Raw genomic sequence first — 18,753 nt, forward strand, 5'->3', positions numbered from 1 at the left:
TTTTCGTTCGCCGCAACACCTGCGGCGTTTTCATGAGATGTGAGGTAGGTATGGTCCGGAACACAATCACCCCAGTGCAAATCGCCAGGGCATTGCGTGCAGCCAAGGAGCGGCACTGATGTCCAATCTGGCAGATGCAATCATCCAGAGTGATCTGGACATCGCCCCATTGTTGTTGCCCGCGCAGGTCTTGCGCAACGACGCACAAGCCATCAAGGCTGCCCAAGAGCTGGCGCAAGTCGCCCGCCTGCACGCCGCCAAACGTGACCAGCAGCGCAAGTTGCCCTGGTCGGAAATCGAACAGTTCACCCGCAGCGGCCTGGGCAGCATTGCCATCCCGCGTGAGTACGGCGGCCCACAGGTTTCATTCGTCACCGTTGCCGAAGTCTTCGCAATCATTTCCGCAGCCGACCCGGCCCTGGGGCAGATCCCGCAGAACCAGTTCGGGATTCTCAACCTGATACTGGGCAGTGCCACCGAGTCGCAGAAAAAACAGCTGTTCAAAAGCGTGCTCGAAGGCTGGCGGATCGGTAACGCGGGGCCGGAGCGCGGTACCAAAAATACCCTGGAGCTCAAGGCGCGAATCACCGCAGACGGCGATGGCTTCGTCATCAACGGGCAGAAGTTCTACTCCACCGGCGCCTTGTTCGCCCATTGGGTGGCCGTCAAGGCGCTGAACGACGACGGCAAGCAAGTGTTGGCCTTCGTTCGTCGTGGCACGCCGGGTTTGCGCATCGTTGACGACTGGTCGGGATTCGGCCAGCGCACCACCGCCAGCGGCACCATTTTGCTCAACAACGTGCGGGTCGACGCCGAGTTGGTGGTGGATAACTGGAGGATCAACGACAGCCCGAACACTCAGGGCGCCGTATCGCAGCTGATTCAAGCAGCCATCGACGCCGGCATCGCCCGGGGCGCTATCGATGACGCCATCGAATTCGTGAAAACCCGTGCCCGGCCCTGGATCGACGCCAAGGTCGAACGGGCCAGCGACGACCTCTACGTGATCGCCGATATCGGCAAGCTGAAAATCGAACTGCACGCCGCCGAAGCGCTGCTGCGCAAGGCCGGGCAAGTGCTCGATCAGGTCAACGCCGCGCCGCTTACCGCCGAGTCCGCGGCACGCGCCTCGATTGCCGTTGCCGAGGCCAAAGTGCTGACCACCGAGATCTCGCTGCTGGCCAGCGAAAAACTCTTCGAGCTGGCCGGCAGCCGCGCCACCCTCGCCGAGTTCAACCTCGACCGCCACTGGCGCAATGCCCGGGTGCACACGCTGCACGACCCGGTGCGCTGGAAATATCACGCGGTTGGCGCTTATCACTTGAACGGCACGTTGCCGGCTCGCCACTCCTGGATTTAACGACCAGATCGCTGGAGAAACACATGTCTCTTTCTCGAAACGTCGCGGTCATTACCAGCGATGAGCAAGCCCTGATCGTCGCCGGTGACCTGGCCGACGACTTCAAACGCGACAGCGCCCTGCGCGACCGCGAACGTCGTTTGCCGCACCCGGAACTGGAAGTGTTTTCCCGTTCGGGTCTTTGGGGCATCAGCGTGCCAAAGGAATACGGCGGCGCCGGGGTTTCCAACGTCACCCTGGCCAAAGTGATCGCTTTGATCGCCCAGGCTGACGGCTCCCTGGGGCAGATCCCGCAGAACCATTTCTACGCCCTCGAAGTGCTCCGTGTGAACGGCAGCCATGAGCAGAAAAAACGCCTGTACGCCGAAGTGCTGGCAGGCCAGCGTTTCGGCAACGCACTGGCGGAACTGGGCACCAAAACCGCCCATGACCGCGTCACCCGCCTGACCCGCGACGGTGACGGCTATCGCATCAACGGCCGCAAGTTCTACGCCACCGGCGCCATTTACGCCCAGCGCATCCCCACCTCAGTAGTGGATGAAAACGGCGTGCAACAGCTGGCCTTCGTCCCGCACAACAGCAAAGGCCTGACGGTCATCGACGACTGGAGCGGCTTCGGCCAGCGCACCACCGGCAGCGGTTCGGTGGTGTTCGAGGATGTCTACGTTGCCGCCGAGGACATGATTCCATTTCAAAGCGCATTCGAACGCCCGACCACTGTCGGCCCATTGGCGCAGATTCTCCACGCCGCGATCGACACCGGCATTGCCCGCGCAGCCTATGAAGATGCATTGCATTTCGTGCGGACCAAAACCCGGCCGTGGATCGACGCCACGCATGAAACAGCCACCGAAGACCCACTGACCATCAAGAGCTTCGGCCACTTGAGCATTCGCCTGCACGCCACCGAAGCCTTGCTGGAGCGCTCCGGCGAATTCCTTGACCAGGCCCAGGCCGACACCAATGCCGAGACCGTCGCCGCCGCGTCGATTGCGGTTGCCGAAGCCCGGGCCATCAGCACCGAGATCTCCCTCGCCGCCGGCAGCACGTTGTTCGAACTGGCTGGTAGCCAGGCGACCCTGATTGAGCACGGCCTCGATCGCCACTGGCGCAACGCCCGGGTGCACACCCTGCACGACCCGGTGCGCTGGAAATACCACGCGGTGGGCAATTACTACCTCAACGATGAAAACCCGCCGTTGCGGGGGACCATTTGATGAGCAAAAAGAAGATCCTGCTCAACGCGTTCAACATGAACTGCATCGGGCACATCAACCATGGTCTGTGGACCCATCCACGGGACACGTCCACCCAGTACAAGACGATCGAATACTGGACCGAACTGGCGCAACTGCTGGAGCGCGGACTGTTCGACGGTCTGTTCATCGCCGACATCGTCGGTGTGTACGACGTCTACCAGAACTCGATCGACGTGCCGCTCAAAGAGTCGATCCAGTTGCCGGTCAACGATCCGCTGCTCCTGGTCTCGGCCATGGCCGCGGTCACCAAGAACCTCGGCTTCGGCCTGACCGCCAACCTGACCTACGAGCCGCCGTATCTGTTCGCCCGACGCCTGTCGACCCTCGATCATCTGAGTCGTGGACGGGTCGGCTGGAACATCGTCACCGGCTATCTGGACAGCGCCGCCAAGGCCATGGGCCTCAGCGAGCAGGTGGAACACGACCGACGCTACGACCAGGCCGACGAATACCTGCAAGTGCTCTACAAACTCTGGGAAGGCAGCTGGGAAAACGGCGCGGTGCTCAACGACCGCGAGCAACGGATCTACGCCCAGCCAGACAAAGTGCACAAGGTCGAGCACAAGGGCGAGTTCTATCAGGTCGAGGGTTATCACCTCTGCGAGCCGTCGCCGCAACGCACGCCGGTGCTGTTCCAGGCCGGCAGCTCCGATCGCGGTTTGCTGTTCGCCGGTCGGCATGCCGAGTGCGTGTTCATCAGCGGCCAGAACAAACCGGCGACCCGGGCTCAAGTGGACAAGGTTCGCGCCAGCGCCGTCGAGGCCGGGCGCAATCCTTGGGACATCAAGGTGTTCATGGGCTTGAACGTGATCGTCGGCGCCACCGAAGCGCTGGCCTGGGCCAAGCATGCCGAATACCTGAGCTACGCCAGCGCCGAGGCCGGCGTCGCGCACTTTTCGGCGTCCACCGGGATCGATTTTTCCGAGTACGAACTCGACGAACCGATCCAGTACGTGAAGAGCAACGCCATCCAGTCTGCCACCAAGAACCTGCAAAACAACGACTGGACCCGCCGCAAACTGCTGGAACAACACGCCCTCGGTGGCCGCTACATCACCGTGGTCGGCTCACCTGAGCAAGTGGCCGATGAGCTGGAATCATGGATCGCCGAAACCGGCCTCGACGGCTTCAACCTGACACGGATCGTCACCCCGGAAAGCTATGTGGATTTCATTGAGCTGGTGATTCCGGAGTTGCAGCGCCGAGGGTCATACAAGACCGCTTACGACGACGGCAGCCTGCGGGAAAAACTGTTTCAGCGTGACGCGCATTTGCCTGAGCAACACACGGGCTCCCACTACCGACACTAAAAACTGTGGCGAGGGAGCTTGCTCCCGCTCGACTGCGCAGCAGTCGCAAAACCTGCTGGCGAGTTTCAACTGACTGACCTCATTGAATGGCTTTGGGGCCGCTTCGCAGCCCAGCGGGAGCAAGCTCCCTCGCCACAAAAGCATGCACATTAAACAATTGACTGGAAAATCATCATGACCAAAAAACTCTTATCCCACCCAGTCAAAGCACTGGCCCTGGCCCTCGGCCTCTTCAGCTCCATCACCTTCGCCGCCGACGCGCCGCTGAAAGTCGGCACCACCGCCGCCTTCGCCATTCCGCTGGAAGCCGCCGTAGAGGAAGCCAGCAAACAAGGCCTGAAAGTCGAACTGGTGGAATTCAGCGACTGGATCGCTCCCAACGTCAGCCTCGCCTCGGGCGACATCGATGTGAACTATTTCCAGCACATCCCGTTCCTGGAAAACGCCAAGGCCGCGGCCGGCTTTGATCTGGTGCCGTTCGCCCCGGGCATCATCAACAACGTCGGCCTCTATTCGAAGAAATACAAAAGCTTCGCCCAGTTGCCAGAAGGCGCCAGCGTGGCCATCGCCAACGACCCGATCAACAGCGGTCGCGGCCTGCAACTGCTAGCCAAGGCAGGCTTGATCACCCTCAAACCGGGCGTCGGCTACAAGGCCACCGAAGAAGACATCATCGCCAACCCGAAGAAAATCAAAATCCTTCAGGTTGAAGCCGTGCAACTGGTACGCGCCTATGACGACGCCGATCTGGTCCAGGGTTATCCGGCCTACATTCGCCTGTCGAAAACCTTCGATGCCAGCTCCGCGCTGCTGTTCGACGGTCTCGATCACAAGGAATACGTAATCCAGTTCGTGATCCAGCCGAAAAGCAAAACCGACCCACGGCTGATCAAATTCGTCGACATCTATCAGCACTCGCCAGCGGTTCGCGCAGCGCTGGATAAGACCCATGGCAAGCTCTATCAAGCTGGCTGGGAAAGCTGAGCATGACGGCCGCCATCCAACGGCGACTGGAGACTCCAGAGCCACACAGTGCTGAACGCACCGAGCTCCACCCCGAGCTGAACCGCGCCCACGTGCGCTTCATCGGCCTGGGTAAAACCTACAATGGCCAGCAAGGTCCGGTGGCGGCCCTGCACGGTATCGACCTGGCAATCCAACGCGGCGAAGTGTTCGGCATCATCGGGCGCAGCGGTGCCGGCAAGTCGTCTCTGATCCGTACCATCAACCGCCTCGAACAACCGAGCAGCGGGCGAGTGCTGATCGATCAGGTGGACATCGGCGAGTTCGATGAAGACCGTCTGGTGGCGCTGCGCCGACGCATCGGCATGATCTTCCAGCACTTCAATCTGATGTCGGCCAAGACGGTTTGGCAGAACGTCGAGTTGCCGCTGAAAGTCGCCGGTGTTCCCAAGGAAAAACGCGAGCAGAAGGTCCGTGAATTGCTCGAACTGGTCGGCCTGCAAGGCAAGCACAAGGCTTATCCGGCGCAGCTTTCCGGCGGGCAGAAACAACGTGTCGGCATCGCCCGTGCGTTGGTGCATGCCCCGGAGATTCTGCTGTGCGACGAGGCCACTTCGGCCCTCGATCCGGAGACCACCCAATCGATCCTCGGCCTGTTGCGCGAGATCAATCAGCGCCTGGGCCTGACCATCGTGCTGATCACCCACGAGATGGCGGTGATCCGCGATATCTGCGATCGGGTCGTGGTGCTGGAGCACGGGCGAATCGTCGAGCAAGGGCCGGTCTGGGAAGTCTTCGGCAACCCGCAGCATGAAGTGAGCAAGACCTTGCTCGCACCGCTGCAACACGGCCTTCCGGACGAACTGCAAAGCCGCTTGCAGGCACAGCCGCAGTCTTCGGACGCTGCCGTGGTCCTGCGCTTGCAATTCACTGGCAATACCCGCGACGAGCCAGACCTGGCGGCGCTGTTCAGCGCCCTCGGTGGCCGCGTGCGTTTGCTGCAAGGGGGCGTGGAACGGATTCAGGGCCATGCGCTGGGGCAATTACTGCTGGCGGTGACCGGTTCGTCCCTCGGTGCCGAGGAATTGCGTCAGCGCGCCAGTCATTGGGCGCAACAGGTGGAGGTGCTGGGTTATGTGGTTTGATCGATTGCTGCAAGGTTTCATCGATACCTTCCTGATGGTCGGCGTGTCGTCACTGATCGCGCTGTTGGTGGGCATTCCGCTGGCGGTGATTCTGGTCACCAGCACCAAGGGCGGGATCTACGAAGCACCGGCGCTGAACCGCGCACTGGGCGCGTTCGTGAACCTGTTCCGCTCGATTCCGTTTCTGATTTTGATGGTGGCGCTGATTCCGTTCACCCGGTTGATCGTCGGCACCACTTATGGCGTTTGGGCAGCGGTGGTGCCGCTGACTATTGCCGCTACGCCGTTCTTCGCACGCATCGCCGAAGTCAGCCTGCGGGAAGTCGACCACGGGTTGATCGAAGCGGCGCAGGCAATGGGTTGCCGACGCTGGCATATCGTCTGGCATGTGCTGCTGCCCGAGGCGCTGCCGGGGATTGTCGGCGGCTTCACCATTACGCTGGTGACCATGATCAACTCGTCGGCCATGGCCGGGGCGATTGGCGCTGGTGGGTTGGGCGACATTGCTTATCGATATGGGTATCAGCGCTTTGACAGCCAGATCATGTTGACGGTGATTGTGTTGCTGGTGGTGTTGGTGGCGGTGATTCAGTTGGGTGGGGATCGGTTGGCGCGGGGGTTGAACAAGCGCTGAATCAAGATCAAAAGTGCGAAAGCGCTTATAGTCAGTGCTTCTTTCTTTTTCTGTGCAGCCGACCATGAAACAGACTCCCGCCGACCTGGAGCAGATCACCTCTACCACCCTGGGCCATTACAATGCGGTGGCCGAGGACTTCCGTGAAGGCACTCGCGATCACGATGTCAGCCAGAACATCGATGCCCTGTTGCGGCACATCCAGGGTGAGGCGCCCTTCAGCATTCTCGACTTTGGCTGTGGCCCCGGCCGCGACCTGAAAACCTTCACCCGCCTGGGCCACATCGCCATCGGGCTCGACGGTTCGGAAAAGCTTGCGCAGATGGCTCGGGACGACAGCGGGTGTGAGGTCTGGCAGCAGGACTTCCTGAAGCTCGATCTGCCAGCCGAGCGGTTTGACGGGATTTTTGCCAATGCGGTGCTGTTTCATGTCCCGAGTCAGGAGTTGCCCAGGGTGTTGAAGCAACTGCGCGCGGCATTGAAGCCGGGCGGTGTGTTGTTCAGTTCCAATCCCCGTGGCGAGAATCAGGAAGGCTGGAACGGACCGCGTTATGGGGCGTATTACGACCTGGCGGCGTGGCAACAAATGCTGACCGAGGCGGGGTTTGTGGAGCTTGAGCATTACTACCGGCCGGCAGGGCTGCCGCGGGAGCAGCAGCCTTGGTTGGCCAGCGTTTGGCGTCGAGCCGACTGATCGTTACGGCGCTTGTTTCTTCGGCTCGCGTACCTTGTACCAGGCCACATACAGCGCCGGCAAAAACAGCAGCGTCAGCAAGGTGGCGATGATGATCCCGCCAATCATCGCGTAGGCCATCGGCCCCCAGAACACTTCCCGGGCAATCGGGATCATCCCCATGCTCGCCGCCGCTGCCGTCAACAAAATCGGCCGACGCCGATGTTCCGTGGCCTGCACCACCGCGTCCCACGGCGTATAACCGCTCTTCTCGAAAGAATCGATTTGGGTCACCAGAATCACCGAGTTGCGGATGATGATGCCGATCAGCGCCAGAATCCCGAGGATCGCCACGAAGCCCATGGGCGTGCCCGTCGGGATCAGCGCCAGCACCACGCCGATCAAGCCGAGCGGCGCGACGCTGGCCACCAGGAACAGCTTCTGCACGCTGTGCAACTGGATCATCAGGAAGGTCGCCATCAAAAACAGCATCAACGGCACCACCTTGGCAATCGGCCCCTGGGCCTTGCCGCTTTCCTCCACCGTGCCGCCAGTGGCGACTTTGTAGCCCACCGGCAAACCGGCGGCGAACTTGTCGATGTCCGGTTGCAACTGCTTCACCAGGTCGGTCGGCTGAATCTCGTCGCGCACCGCAGCCTTGATGGTGATGGTCGGTTTGCGGTCACGACGCCATACCAGCGGTTGCTCCAGTTCGTAGCGCACCGTGGCGAACGCCAGCAGCGGTATCGAAGTGCCGCCGGGGGTGACGATCTGCAAGTTCTGCAAGGTTTCCGGGCTGCCGCGCTCGGCATCTTCAGCGCGGCCGACCACGTCGATCAGGTAGATGTCGTCATCGACCTGCGTCACCGGCGAGCCGACGACGATGCTGTTCATCAGGTTCGCCACGTCTTCCGACGACAGCCCCAGTTGCCGCGCCTTGTCTTGCGCGATGTCGATGCGTAGCACTTTTCCCGGCTCGTTCCAGTCGTAAATGATCTCGCCGATGTGCGGGTTTTTATCCAGTTCAGTGGCCAGGGCGATCGCGTGTTTGCGCACTTGATCGATGTCTTTACCGCTGACCCTGTATTGAATCGGACGCCCCACCGGCGGGCCCATTTCCAGGGCCTGGACGTAACTGCCGATGCCGACGAAGTCTTCACGCAAGCGCTTTTGCAAACGAGCAGTCAGCGCCGTGCGTGACTCAAGGCCTTTGCTGACGATCACCAGTTGCGCGTAGTACGGGTTCTGCAACTGCTGGTCGAGAGGCAGGTAGAAACGGATCGCACCCTCGCCGATGTAGGTGCTCCAGCGCACGATGTCCGGGTCGCCCTTGAGCGTCGCTTCGAGCTTGTCCACGGCTTTGCGGGTTTCGGCGATCGAGGCGTTTTGCGGCAGGTTCAGGTCGACGAGGATTTCCGGGCGGTCCGAGGACGGGAAGAACTGGTTCTGCACGAACTGCATGGAAAACACCGAGAGCACGAACAGCGCCACGGTGATACCGATGGCCCACCAGCGATTGCGCATGGCCCACAGCAGGCCGCCATTGAACGCCCGACCGATGCGCCCTGGCTCTGCGTCGTGAGGTTTCACATTGCTGCTCAGAATATGCACACCGAGTACCGGGGCGAACAGCACGGCGACGATCCATGACACCAGCATGGCCACCGCGATCACCGCGAACAGCGTGAAGGTGTACTCACCGGCGGAGCTCGCGTTCAAACCGATCGGCACGAAACCGGCGACGGTAACCAGCGTGCCGGTGAGCATCGGGAACGCCGTCGAGGTGTAGGCGAAGGTCGCCGCCTGTTCTTTGGTTTCGCCCATTTCCAGGCGCGTGACCATCATCTCCACCGTGATCATCGCGTCGTCCACCAGCAGGCCGAGGGCGATGATCAGCGCTCCGAGGGAAATCCGCTGCATGGTGATGCCACTGTATTCCATGAAGAGGAAGACCATCGCCAGCACCAACGGAATCGAACACGCCACCACCAGCCCGGCGCGCACGCCAAGGCTGACGAAGCTGACGATCAGCACGATCACCACGGCTTCGAACAACGCACTGGTGAAACCGCCGACAGCTTCTTCCACCACTTCGGCCTGATCGGAAACGTTGTGCACGCCAACGCCCACCGGCAGGTCGGCCGTCAGCTCGTTCATGCGCAGATGCAGCGCCTTGCCAAATGCCTGGATGTTGCCGCCCTTCTTCATGGCGATTGCCAGGCCGATGGCCGGCTGGCCGTTGAAACGAAACTCCGGGGTGGCAGGATCGACATAGCCACGGCTGATGTCGGCGATGTCGGCCAGGCGGTAGAAGCGGTCGTTGAGCTTCAGATTGACGTTGGCCAGGTCTTTCTCAGAGGCAAACTGCCCCGAGGTCCGCACCGAAATCCGCTCCGGGCCGGCCTCGATCACTCCCGCCGGGGTCACGGCATTCTGTGATTGCAGGCTCTGCACCACCTGGCGCTGATCGATGCCGAGGGCGGCGAGTTTGCGGGTGGAGAAGTTCAGGTACAGCACTTCATCCTGCTCGCCGATCATTTCGACCTTGCCCAACCCTGGCACTTCACGGATTGCGGCACGCACCTGTTCCACGTAATCGCGTAGCTGGCGCATCGACAGGCCGTCAGAGGTAAAGGCATACACCGAACCGAACACGTCACCGAACTCATCGTTGAAGCCCGGCCCTTGCAGGCCTTGCGGGAAGTCGCCGCGGATGTCGTTGATCTTCTTGCGCACCTGGTACCAGATTTGCGGAATGTCCTTGGCGCTGGTGGTGTCGAGCAGGTTAACGAAGACTGTTGATTCGCCGGGGCGGGTGTAGCTTTTCACGTAATCGAGCGAGTCGAGTTCTTCGAGTTTTTTCTCGATCCGGTCAGTGACTTGCTTGAGCGTTTCTTCCTGGGTCGCGCCGGGCCAACGGGTCTGGATCACCATGGTTTTGATGGTGAACGACGGGTCTTCTTCGCGTCCCAGGTTCAGGTAGGAGAACACGCCCATCAACAGCGCGACGAACATCAAATACCAGACAAACGACTGATGCTTGAGGGCCCACTCGGATAAGTTGAAACTCCCTTTCATTGCGGGCTGCCCTCATCAATTCTCACTTTCTGCCCCGGTTTGAGGCTATTCACACCGGCACTGACCACCCGCTCGCCGGATTTCACACCGTTGGCCACGACCACTGTGTCGTCGGTCCGGCTGACCAGGCTGACCTCCCTTGGGGCAACGGTTTGCGTCTGTGGATCGACGACCCAGATCCGTGTTTTCCCATCGACCTCCTGCAATGCGCTCGCCGGCAGTTCGAGGCGTGGTTTGATTTCAGAGCTGAGGGTCACGCTGATCGCCGTGCCGAGATGAAAACCCGGCGGCGTATCGGTCAGGCTCAGGCGGGCACGACGGGTACGGGTCGCGCTTTGGGCCTGGGGTTCGATTTCGCGCACGATGGCGGTGCTGGTGATGCTCGGGTCCAGTTGCGAGGCGACCTGGAACACCACGTCGGCCGGCAAATCATCGACCAGGGTGTCGGGCAAGTCGATCACCGCTTCCTTGATGTCCGGCTGCGCCAGGGTCACCACTTGCTGGCCGGCGGTCACCACTTGCCCGGCTTCGGCATTCCACGCGGTGACAATGGCTTTGTGATCGGTGCGCAGCTCGACGTAGTTGAGTTGGTCCTGCGCCTGGTTGACGGCGGCCCTGGCTTGATCGAGGGACGCCTGGGTGGTTTTCAGTTCGGTCTGGGCGATGTCCAGTTGTGCCTGGGCACCGACCCCGCGATTGAACAACTCCTGCTGACGCCGGGCGTTGGCCTGGGCATTGATGAGCTGCGCCTGAACACGCGCCAGATCACCCTGGGCCGAGCGCAACTGGTTCTGCTGATCGGTGGGGTCGAGGGTGGCGAGCAAGGCGCCTTTCTGGACTTCGGCGCCGACATCGACATTGCGGCTGGCGATACGCCCCGGCACCCGGAAACCGACATTGCTTTCGTAACGGGCCTGAATGCTGCCGGCGAACCGGCCGAGATCCTCTTGATGGAGCGCTTTCACTTCCACAGACAACACCGGCCGCACCGGTTCTGGCGGCGCTTCTTCCTTGGAACAGGCGACCAGCAGTACAGCGGCGGACAACAGCAACAGGTGCTTCATGGTTGGGCTCCTGTGGTTGGGGTCTGATCGGTATTTTCGACGACCTCCACCCGTACGCCCGGGTGCAGCAACTGGCCGCCCGCAGTGACGACTTTTTCGCCACCGGTGAGGCCGGCGCTGACAATGACTTTGCCGGTCAGGTAACGGCCAACGGTGACCGTGTGCAACTGCGCCTTGCCCTCGGCGTCCACCAGCCACACGGCCGGGTCGCTGAGGTTTTTGGTCAGGGCCGCCCAGGGCAGTTCCACTGCGGTTTTACCCACTGGCTTGGCCGTGGCGCTCACCACCGAGCCGAGCTGCATGCCTTCAGGGAGACCATCGAGGCTGACTTTGACTTGCACCGTGCCGGTCTGCGCGGACACCGCTGGCGTGACCTCCCGAACGGTGCCCGTGGTCTTGATTTTCGGATTGTCGAGCAGGCTGACCACAATCGATCGGTCTGACGGCGGTTCGGTCAGTAGCGATTCGTAAACATTGAACACCGCGTCACGCTCGCCATCCCGGGCCAGGCTGAAAATCGGCACCGTGGCCTGCACCACCTGGCCAACTTCGGCCTGGCGCGCGGTAATCACGCCTGGCGCATCGGCAATCAACGCGGTGTAGCTCAGTTGATCGCGGGCGTTGGCCAATTGCGCTTGAGCCGCGCTCAATGCGCTCTGGCTGCTGCGCAAGGCCGCTTGGGCGGAGTCGTATTCGCTCTGGCTGGTGTAGCCCTTGGGCAGGAGTTTTTGCTGGCGAACGAAGGCGGCGGCAGTCTGTTTGACCCGCGCCTGCTCGGCAACCACCTGGGCCTGGGCCGAATCGACATTGGTTTGCAGGTCTTTGGGGTCAAGCCTGGCCAGCACTTGTTTGGCCGACACCCGGTCACCGACATCGACCATGCGCTGGATGATCTTGCCGCCCACGCGGAACGACAACTCGGTCTGGACTCGGGCCTGAACATCACCGGTGAGTGTCACCGCGGCGGCGTAATCGGTTGGCTTGACCTCTTGCACGAAGACTCGCGGACGGTCCTTCTCGACGGGCTTTTTTTCACCACAGGCGGTCAGCAAGGCGAAGAGGCTCAGGCCAACCATTAATTTCAATCCAGGACCCGCCATGCAGACTCCTTTGCGTTGTACGTACGTGCCAGTGACGATACGACTGTGAGCTTAGAACAGGGTTCAACAGGTGCACGGGTTTGCTACGTACCTTATGGCCTGGGGACTATCCTGTGGCGAGGGAGCTTGCTCCCGCTCGGCTGCGCAACAGACGCAAACCTGCTATCTCGTTTTGCCTGACACACCTCGTTTAACTTTTTTGAGCCGCTTCGTAGCCCAGCAAGAGCAAGCTCCCTCGTCACAGACGATCACAGTCGCCGACGATAAGACAAACTGGCGGACCCTGCAGCAGGAAGCTCCCCATGCTCAAAACCCTCGCGGTGGCCAACTACCGCTCGATCAATAAATTGGTGATTCCGCTCGAACGGCTGAACCTGATCACTGGCCCCAACGGCAGCGGTAAATCCAATCTCTACCGCGCCTTGCGTCTGCTGGCGGAAACTGCTCAGGGTGGAGTGGTCAATGGCTTGGCACGCGAGGGTGGGCTGGATTCGACCTTCTGGGCCGGGCCGGAAACCATCACCCAGCGCATGCGCACTGGTGAAATCCCGGTCCAGGCAACCATGCGACACGGCGTCAAGCGCCTGCGCCTGGGGTTTGCCGGCGAAGACTTCAGCTACTCGATCGCGCTGGGCCTTGCGGAACCGAGTCTTTCCGCGTTTTCTCTGGACCCGGAAATCAAAAGGGAATGCATCTGGTCCGGGCCGTTCTATCGCCCGGCCAGCCTGCTGGTGGATCGCGACGGCCCGATGATTCGCACACGGGCCGGACGCGGCTGGGAGGTGCTGGCCCAGCGCACGCCGAATTTCGACAGCCTGTTCGATCAGGTTGGTAGCTTGCGTACCTCGCCGGAAGTCTTGCAGCTGCGTGAATTCATCCGCCGTTGGCGCTTCTACGATCACTTTCGCAGCGATGCCGAAGCTCCGGCGCGACAACCACAACTGGGCACTCGCACGCCGGTGTTGCACCACGACGGTCGCGACCTCGCGGCGGCATTACAGACCATCCGCGAAATCGGCGATCCCGAAGCCTTGCAGGCGGCGATCAGCGATGCGTTCCCCGGCGCGACGCTGAACATCGCATTGCTGCAAGGTGGCCGATTTGCAATCGAGTTTTATCAGGAAGGGTTGTTGCGGCCACTGTCCGCCGCCGAATTGTCGGACGGGACGTTGCGCTATCTGTTGCTGGTCGCGGCATTGCTGACACCCCGGCCGCCGACGCTGATGGTACTGAATGAGCCGGAAACCAGTCTGCATCCGGACTTGTTGCCGGCGTTGGCGCGGTTGATTATTCGAGCGTCCGAACAGTGCCAGGTGTGGGTGGTGTCCCATGCGCGGCGCTTGATCTCGGCATTGCAGCAAGACCCGGAATGCAATTGCATTGTGCTGGAGAAAGATTTCGGCCAGACCGGGATGGTCGGGCAGCGGATGCTGGATGAGCCGGTGTGGTATTGGCCCGACTGAGACACACTGATCGTTCCCTCGCTCTGTGGCGAGGGAACAAGCTCCCTCACCACAGGTGGGAACGATCAGCTGAAGCAAATCACCCCTGCCACTTCCCACCCTCGACAATCACGCTCTCAGGCCTGGTGTCATCGCTCAGCTCTTTACGCACGTACTGGTCGTACAGCTTGAGCAAAAATTTATCCTCACCCAGCTTCGCCAACTCCGCATTCACCCAATCACGCAGTTCGATGTTGCCCTTCTTTACCGCCGGGGCGATCGGTGCTTCGGCGCCCAACTTCTGCTCCAGTACACGGTAGCCCGGGTTTTGTTTGGCCCAGCTGAACAGCACCAGATTGTCCTGCGCATAAGCGTCGCCGCGACCATTGGCCAGGGCTTGCAGGGACTCGGAGTTTTTCTCGAACTTCAGCAGTTTCCAGTCCGGGTGATTTTTGGTCAGCCAGACATCGGCTGTGGTGCCCGTGGTCACGATAGTCGTGCGGGTCGCCAAGTCATCAAGGTTCTTCACTGAACTGGCCTGCGGCACCAGCGCCTGCACCGCCACCTTGAGGTTCGGGTTGGTGAAGTCCACCGCTTCCTTGCGCTCCGGGGTGACGGTCATGTTGGCCAGGATCAGGTCGACCTTGTCGCTTTGCAGGAATGGAATCCGGCTCGCCGGCTCCACCGCCACGAACTCGACTTTGTTTTCATCGCCCAACAGATCCTTGGCGAATTGGCGGCCAATGTCGGTATCGAACCCCACGTAGCGCCCGGCTTCATCGACAAAACCGAACGGCGGTTTGTCGGTGAACACGCCGACAATCAGCTTGTCCCGGGCTTTGATCTTTTCCAGGTAACCGGCCGGTGCGCTGCTGACGCTGGCGACTTTCGGCTTGGCCGGCTCTTCGGTTTTGTTGCAACCGGCCAGCAGCGCCAGGCCGAACAGCGGGAGTAGCAGCAGAGAAGACTTGGCAGTTTTCATGGCAGTTCCAATTCCTTTATTTGAGTCGTTTTGGGTAGTGCGGCGACGAAGGAGAACTTCTCCAGGAACTGCTGCGCTCGTGCGGTTTGCGGGTTCGTAAAGAAAATCTCGGGGGGTTGTTGCTCAAGGATGCGCCCGGCGTCCATGAACACGATGAGGTCGGCCACGGCGCGGGCGAAGGCCATTTCGTGGGTGACGATCAGCAGCGTCATACCTTCGCGGGTCAGCCCCTGAATCACTTCGAGTACCTCCTTGACCATCTCCGGGTCGAGGGCGGCGGTGACTTCGTCAAAGAGCATGACTTGGGGGTTCATGCACAGCGAACGGACGATGGCGATGCGTTGCTGCTGACCACCGGAAAGCTGACGCGGGAACGCGTCGCGCTTGTCCAACAGGCCTACGCGCGCCAGCAAGGCTTCGGCCTGGGCACGGGCTTCGCGGCGGTCGCGCTTCTGCACTTTCACCGGGCCAAGCAGCACGTTATCGAGCACGCTCATGTGCGGAAACAGGTGATAACTCTGGAATACCATGCCGATCTGCTGACGCACTTCGCGCCAGTCGGTGCCCTTGTCCAGCAACTCACGCCCGGCAAAATTCAAGCTGCCGCTGTGAGCGACTTCCAGGCCGTTGAGGCAGCGCAGCAAGGTGCTTTTGCCACAACCGCTGGGGCCGAGGATGACGATCACTTCGCCCGTTCTCACCTTCAGGTCGATGCCGTTGAGCACCTGCTGCTCGCCGAAAAACTTGTTGAAACCCTTGAACTCGATCAATGCGCTCATGCTTGCGTCCAGCGCCGCTCCAGCACGCGGGAAGCGGCTGACAGCGGGTAGCAGATGAAAAAGAAAAACAGAAACAGCGCGCCGTAGATCAGTACCGATTCGTAGGTGCGCTCGATGATCTGCTGGCCGACCTTGATCACGTCCACCACGCCGATCAGCACCGCCAGAGAGCTGGTCTTGATGATCCGCGTGTAGACGTTGATGGTCGGCGGCGTCATGCGTTTCAGCGCCTGGGGCAGCAGCACGTAGCCATAGAGTTGCGGGCCGTTCAAGCCAATCGACAATCCCGCTTCTCGCTGGCCGCGCGGTAACGAATGCAAGGCGCCGCGCACCACTTCCCCGACTTCGCTGGCGCCCCACAGCGACAGCACCAGCACCGCGCACCAGAAGCTCGGAATGCTCAGGCCGAAAAAAATCGGCAGGCCGAAGAACAACAAATACAACCAGACCAGCACCGGGATCGCCCGGAACAATTCCAGATAAACCCGCAGCATTGCGTTGAGCCATGTCGAATTCAGCGTGCGCAACACGCCGTAGAGCACCCCGCCGACGGTGCTGAAGGCGATGCTCAGGAAAGAAATCGACAAGGTTTGTGCAGCGCCCTTGCCCAATTGCGGCAACGACACCATGAGCAACTCAAGACCCGAACTGGCCATGCTGGAGCCTCCTTTCCAGACGGCTGAGCAGCAGCGACAACGGCAAAAACAACAGCACGCAGATCAACGTCAGCACGGCGAGCATTTCGTAGGTTTTGTAATAGAGCGCGATGTAGCTCTTGGTGGTGTAGAGAATCTCCGGCACCGCCACCGCCGAGACCACCGTGGTTTCCTTGAGCAGGAATATGAAATTGGCGAACAGCGACGGCAGGCTGAGGATGCCGGCCTGCGGCAAGATCACGTAGCGCAGCAATTGCCCGTGGGACAAGCCTATTGAACGACCGGACTCAAGTTGCGCCTGGGGCACCGCATCCACGCCGGCACGCAAGACTTCGGTGAGGTAGGCTCCGCCGAGAAAGGTCATGGTGATGATCGCTGCGGCGAAGCCCGAGACTTTGATGCCCAGGGCCGGCAAGGCGAAGTAGACGAAGAACAACTGGATCAGCAATGGCGTGTTACGCGCCAACTCCACATACAGCCCGACCAGGCGCTGCAGGTAAGGCGTGCGAAACACCAGAATCGTCGCGTTGACCAGCGCCACCAGCAATGAAGTGCCGATGGCGATGAAGCCGACCTGCAGCGTCACACCAACGGCTTTGAGAAACGCCGGCAAGGTGCTGAGGATAAATGCGTAATCGAAGGTCATTGAACATCCTGTACACCGCTCGGTAAGCGACGATGGCGCAGTCCATGGGCAGTGGATAACCACCCGGCAGGCATCGACTTTAAAGGTATAAAAAGAGGAATTTAAATACCGTTAAAGCATATTGATATCACGCAAAAAACTATCCTGCGGATTTGCGACGGCAGCGGGAGACGGCTATTTTCCTTTGCGCTGTAGGAGGGATCTTTTTTTCAAAATGCCCCTCCAAGGACGTGCAGCTTTTGGCCAGACTCCCCCGGCCGAACCATCACAAGGAAGAGAACATGGCTGACGTAAAAGTGCCGCCGCGGCTGGACCCGCAGGACATCGTGAAATTGCTGGTGGCGCTGCGCAGGGCGTTGAAGGCCAGAGAGGCCTAGACCGAGAGCAGGTTCCCTGTGGCTGGGGACTTGCTGTGGCGAGGGGGCTTGCCCCCGTTGGGCTGCGAAGCGGCCCTAAAACCTGTATTCCGATTCCCTCTGACACACCTCATGGACTGATCGGCGACTGCTGCGCAGCCGAACGGGGCGAAGCGGCGTTCCGACAAGCCCCCTCACCACAGGTGAAACACACCTCAATAAAAAACGCCGACGCTGTAGTAGCCGTCGGCGTTTGAAACCTTGAAGGGGTTCGAGACGGCGATCAATCAGAACGCCGGCAGTACCGCGCCGCTGTATTTCTTGTCGATGAACGCCTTCACTTCAGGACTGGTCAGGGCCTTGGCCAGCTTCTGGATGGCAACGCTGTCCTTGTTGTCTGGACGTGCCACCAGGAAGTTCACGTAAGGCGAATCGGCACCTTCGATCACCAGCGCGTCTTTAGCCGGGTTCAGGCCCGCATCCAGCGCGTAGTTGGTGTTGATCATGTCCAGATCGACCTGGTCCAGAACGCGCGGCAGCATGGCCGATTCCAGTTCCTTGAACTTGAAATTGTGCGGGTTCTTGGCGATGTCTTTCGGGGTGGCCAAAGCGTTTTTCGGGTCTTTCAACTCGATCAGGCCAGCCTTCTGCAGCAGGATCAGGGCACGGCCGCTGTTGCTGCCTTCGTTCGGGATGGCGATGGTTGCGCCGTCCTTCAGCTCAGCCAGGGTTTTGACTTTCTTCGAGTAGCCGCCGAACGGTTCGACGTGCACGCCGATCACAGTCACCAGGTTCGTGCCTTTGCCTTCGTTGAAGCTTTTCAGGTACGGCAGGGTCTGGAAGTAGTTGGCGTCCAGACGCTTCTGATCGACCTGCACGTTCGGCTGAACGTAGTCGGTGAAGACTTTGATTTCCAGGTCCACGCCTTCTTTGGCGAGGGTAGGCTTGATCAGTTCAAGAATCTCGGCATGTGGAATCGGCGTCGCCGCAACCACCAGTTTCTCGCCAGCCTGGGCCAGACCCGCGGTCAGGGCAGCCGCCAATGCGGTGAACAACAGAACCTTTTTCATGCAGTGTCCTTATCGAAAATCACGGTCGTCATCGACGACGGCTAAATGTTTAGGTGCCAGTGAAGTGCTATCGCTGGCGTGACGCGGACGATACCGGGATTTTTTATTCCCGAACAATATCTTTTATTCACTTTCATATTCCATTTTGTTCATACAGCCCCCCTTCCATAAATCCATGCACGACCCTGCAGGAGCGCGACTTGCCCACTAAGCCGTCCTCCAGACAGACCGAGTTG

16 protein-coding genes are annotated in these 18,753 nt (G+C 60.5%); 8 read left to right on the forward strand and 8 right to left on the reverse strand.

What is annotated here, in order from left to right:
- The first annotated feature begins 118 nt into the window (after positions 1–118).
- From ACEN8R_RS23035 to ACEN8R_RS23065, 7 genes are all read left to right on the forward strand, one after another.
- A complete protein-coding gene (locus ACEN8R_RS23035) occupies positions 119–1,360 on the forward strand; it encodes an SfnB family sulfur acquisition oxidoreductase (RefSeq protein ID WP_018929337.1) in 1,242 nt (413 codons plus the stop codon).
- A gap of 23 nt (positions 1,361–1,383) precedes the next feature.
- The gene (locus ACEN8R_RS23040) at positions 1,384–2,577 is read left to right on the forward strand and encodes an SfnB family sulfur acquisition oxidoreductase (RefSeq protein ID WP_018929338.1); all 1,194 of its coding nucleotides are present in this window, start codon (positions 1,384–1,386) and stop codon (positions 2,575–2,577) included.
- Positions 2,577–3,929 carry an LLM class flavin-dependent oxidoreductase gene (locus ACEN8R_RS23045; RefSeq protein ID WP_018929339.1) on the forward strand — a complete coding sequence of 451 codons (1,353 nt, stop codon included), beginning with the start codon at positions 2,577–2,579 and terminating at the stop codon, positions 3,927–3,929. Before ACEN8R_RS23040 ends, ACEN8R_RS23045 begins: the two co-directional genes overlap by 1 nt.
- Positions 3,930–4,103: 174 nt before the next feature.
- A complete protein-coding gene (locus tag ACEN8R_RS23050; RefSeq protein ID WP_258612946.1) occupies positions 4,104–4,913 on the forward strand; it encodes a MetQ/NlpA family ABC transporter substrate-binding protein in 810 nt (269 codons plus the stop codon).
- A gap of 2 nt (positions 4,914–4,915) precedes the next feature.
- A complete protein-coding gene (locus ACEN8R_RS23055; protein ID WP_495624374.1) occupies positions 4,916–6,037 on the forward strand; it encodes a methionine ABC transporter ATP-binding protein in 1,122 nt (373 codons plus the stop codon).
- Positions 6,027–6,671, forward strand: a complete 645-nt coding sequence (locus ACEN8R_RS23060) for a methionine ABC transporter permease (protein ID WP_018929342.1) — start codon at positions 6,027–6,029, stop codon at positions 6,669–6,671. Before ACEN8R_RS23055 ends, ACEN8R_RS23060 begins: the two co-directional genes overlap by 11 nt.
- Before the next feature lie 64 nt (positions 6,672–6,735).
- The gene (locus ACEN8R_RS23065; protein WP_018929343.1) at positions 6,736–7,365 is read left to right on the forward strand and encodes a class I SAM-dependent methyltransferase; all 630 of its coding nucleotides are present in this window, start codon (positions 6,736–6,738) and stop codon (positions 7,363–7,365) included.
- 3 nt (positions 7,366–7,368) lie between these two features.
- Here the strand turns inward: ACEN8R_RS23065 and ACEN8R_RS23070 are convergent, their stop codons facing one another.
- Genes ACEN8R_RS23070 through ACEN8R_RS23080 form a run of 3 tightly spaced genes read right to left on the reverse strand, consistent with a single transcriptional unit; the run spans position 7,369 to position 12,586 of the window.
- Positions 7,369–10,422: an efflux RND transporter permease subunit gene (locus ACEN8R_RS23070; protein ID WP_495624375.1), complete on the reverse strand. Its 3,054-nt coding sequence runs from the start codon at positions 10,420–10,422 to the stop codon at positions 7,369–7,371.
- Positions 10,419–11,486: an efflux RND transporter periplasmic adaptor subunit gene (locus ACEN8R_RS23075; RefSeq protein ID WP_064615807.1), complete on the reverse strand. Its 1,068-nt coding sequence runs from the start codon at positions 11,484–11,486 to the stop codon at positions 10,419–10,421. Before ACEN8R_RS23075 ends, ACEN8R_RS23070 begins: the two co-directional genes overlap by 4 nt.
- Positions 11,483–12,586 (reverse strand): efflux RND transporter periplasmic adaptor subunit, encoded by a 1,104-nt coding sequence (locus ACEN8R_RS23080; RefSeq protein ID WP_026286661.1) that lies wholly within the window; start codon positions 12,584–12,586, stop codon positions 11,483–11,485. The genes ACEN8R_RS23075 and ACEN8R_RS23080 overlap by 4 nt, the downstream gene beginning before the upstream one ends.
- Positions 12,587–12,888: 302 nt before the next feature.
- Between ACEN8R_RS23080 and ACEN8R_RS23085 the strand changes: the two genes are divergently transcribed.
- Positions 12,889–14,049 carry an AAA family ATPase gene (locus ACEN8R_RS23085; RefSeq protein ID WP_018929347.1) on the forward strand — a complete coding sequence of 387 codons (1,161 nt, stop codon included), beginning with the start codon at positions 12,889–12,891 and terminating at the stop codon, positions 14,047–14,049.
- Positions 14,050–14,128: 79 nt separating this feature from the next.
- Here the strand turns inward: ACEN8R_RS23085 and ACEN8R_RS23090 are convergent, their stop codons facing one another.
- From ACEN8R_RS23090 to ACEN8R_RS23110, 5 genes are all read right to left on the reverse strand, one after another.
- Entirely contained in the window at positions 14,129–15,010 is an 882-nt protein-coding gene (locus ACEN8R_RS23090) for a transporter substrate-binding domain-containing protein (protein ID WP_086944175.1), read from the reverse strand.
- Entirely contained in the window at positions 15,007–15,789 is a 783-nt protein-coding gene (locus tag ACEN8R_RS23095; RefSeq protein WP_018929349.1) for an amino acid ABC transporter ATP-binding protein, read from the reverse strand. The genes ACEN8R_RS23090 and ACEN8R_RS23095 overlap by 4 nt, the downstream gene beginning before the upstream one ends.
- Positions 15,786–16,445 carry an amino acid ABC transporter permease gene (locus tag ACEN8R_RS23100; RefSeq protein WP_018929350.1) on the reverse strand — a complete coding sequence of 220 codons (660 nt, stop codon included), beginning with the start codon at positions 16,443–16,445 and terminating at the stop codon, positions 15,786–15,788. The genes ACEN8R_RS23095 and ACEN8R_RS23100 overlap by 4 nt, the downstream gene beginning before the upstream one ends.
- On the reverse strand, positions 16,426–17,091 hold the full coding sequence (locus tag ACEN8R_RS23105) for an amino acid ABC transporter permease (RefSeq protein ID WP_018929351.1): 666 nt from the start codon (positions 17,089–17,091) through the stop codon (positions 16,426–16,428). The genes ACEN8R_RS23100 and ACEN8R_RS23105 overlap by 20 nt, the downstream gene beginning before the upstream one ends.
- A gap of 643 nt (positions 17,092–17,734) precedes the next feature.
- Positions 17,735–18,517, reverse strand: coding sequence for a MetQ/NlpA family ABC transporter substrate-binding protein (locus ACEN8R_RS23110; RefSeq protein ID WP_007941045.1), 783 nt, complete (start codon positions 18,515–18,517; stop codon positions 17,735–17,737).
- Positions 18,518–18,753: the final 236 nt, after the last annotated feature.

The sequence above is a fragment of the Pseudomonas sp. Pseusp15 genome (assembly GCF_059492165.1).

What these genes read in the sequence shown, in the direction of transcription:
- ACEN8R_RS23035 (WP_018929337.1), top strand. Translation starts at nt 119, where the DNA reads ATGTCCAATCTGGCAGATGCAATCATCCAGAGTGATCTGGACATCGCC.
- ACEN8R_RS23040 (WP_018929338.1), top strand. Translation starts at nt 1,384, where the DNA reads ATGTCTCTTTCTCGAAACGTCGCGGTCATTACCAGCGATGAGCAAGCC.
- ACEN8R_RS23045 (WP_018929339.1), top strand. Translation starts at nt 2,577, where the DNA reads ATGAGCAAAAAGAAGATCCTGCTCAACGCGTTCAACATGAACTGCATC.
- ACEN8R_RS23050 (WP_258612946.1), top strand. Translation starts at nt 4,104, where the DNA reads ATGACCAAAAAACTCTTATCCCACCCAGTCAAAGCACTGGCCCTGGCC.
- ACEN8R_RS23055 (WP_495624374.1), top strand. Translation starts at nt 4,916, where the DNA reads ATGACGGCCGCCATCCAACGGCGACTGGAGACTCCAGAGCCACACAGT.
- ACEN8R_RS23060 (WP_018929342.1), top strand. Translation starts at nt 6,027, where the DNA reads ATGTGGTTTGATCGATTGCTGCAAGGTTTCATCGATACCTTCCTGATG.
- ACEN8R_RS23065 (WP_018929343.1), top strand. Translation starts at nt 6,736, where the DNA reads ATGAAACAGACTCCCGCCGACCTGGAGCAGATCACCTCTACCACCCTG.
- ACEN8R_RS23070 (WP_495624375.1), bottom strand. Translation starts at nt 10,422, where the DNA reads ATGAAAGGGAGTTTCAACTTATCCGAGTGGGCCCTCAAGCATCAGTCG.
- ACEN8R_RS23075 (WP_064615807.1), bottom strand. Translation starts at nt 11,486, where the DNA reads ATGAAGCACCTGTTGCTGTTGTCCGCCGCTGTACTGCTGGTCGCCTGT.
- ACEN8R_RS23080 (WP_026286661.1), bottom strand. Translation starts at nt 12,586, where the DNA reads ATGGCGGGTCCTGGATTGAAATTAATGGTTGGCCTGAGCCTCTTCGCC.
- ACEN8R_RS23085 (WP_018929347.1), top strand. Translation starts at nt 12,889, where the DNA reads ATGCTCAAAACCCTCGCGGTGGCCAACTACCGCTCGATCAATAAATTG.
- ACEN8R_RS23090 (WP_086944175.1), bottom strand. Translation starts at nt 15,010, where the DNA reads ATGAAAACTGCCAAGTCTTCTCTGCTGCTACTCCCGCTGTTCGGCCTG.
- ACEN8R_RS23095 (WP_018929349.1), bottom strand. Translation starts at nt 15,789, where the DNA reads ATGAGCGCATTGATCGAGTTCAAGGGTTTCAACAAGTTTTTCGGCGAG.
- ACEN8R_RS23100 (WP_018929350.1), bottom strand. Translation starts at nt 16,445, where the DNA reads ATGGCCAGTTCGGGTCTTGAGTTGCTCATGGTGTCGTTGCCGCAATTG.
- ACEN8R_RS23105 (WP_018929351.1), bottom strand. Translation starts at nt 17,091, where the DNA reads ATGACCTTCGATTACGCATTTATCCTCAGCACCTTGCCGGCGTTTCTC.
- ACEN8R_RS23110 (WP_007941045.1), bottom strand. Translation starts at nt 18,517, where the DNA reads ATGAAAAAGGTTCTGTTGTTCACCGCATTGGCGGCTGCCCTGACCGCG.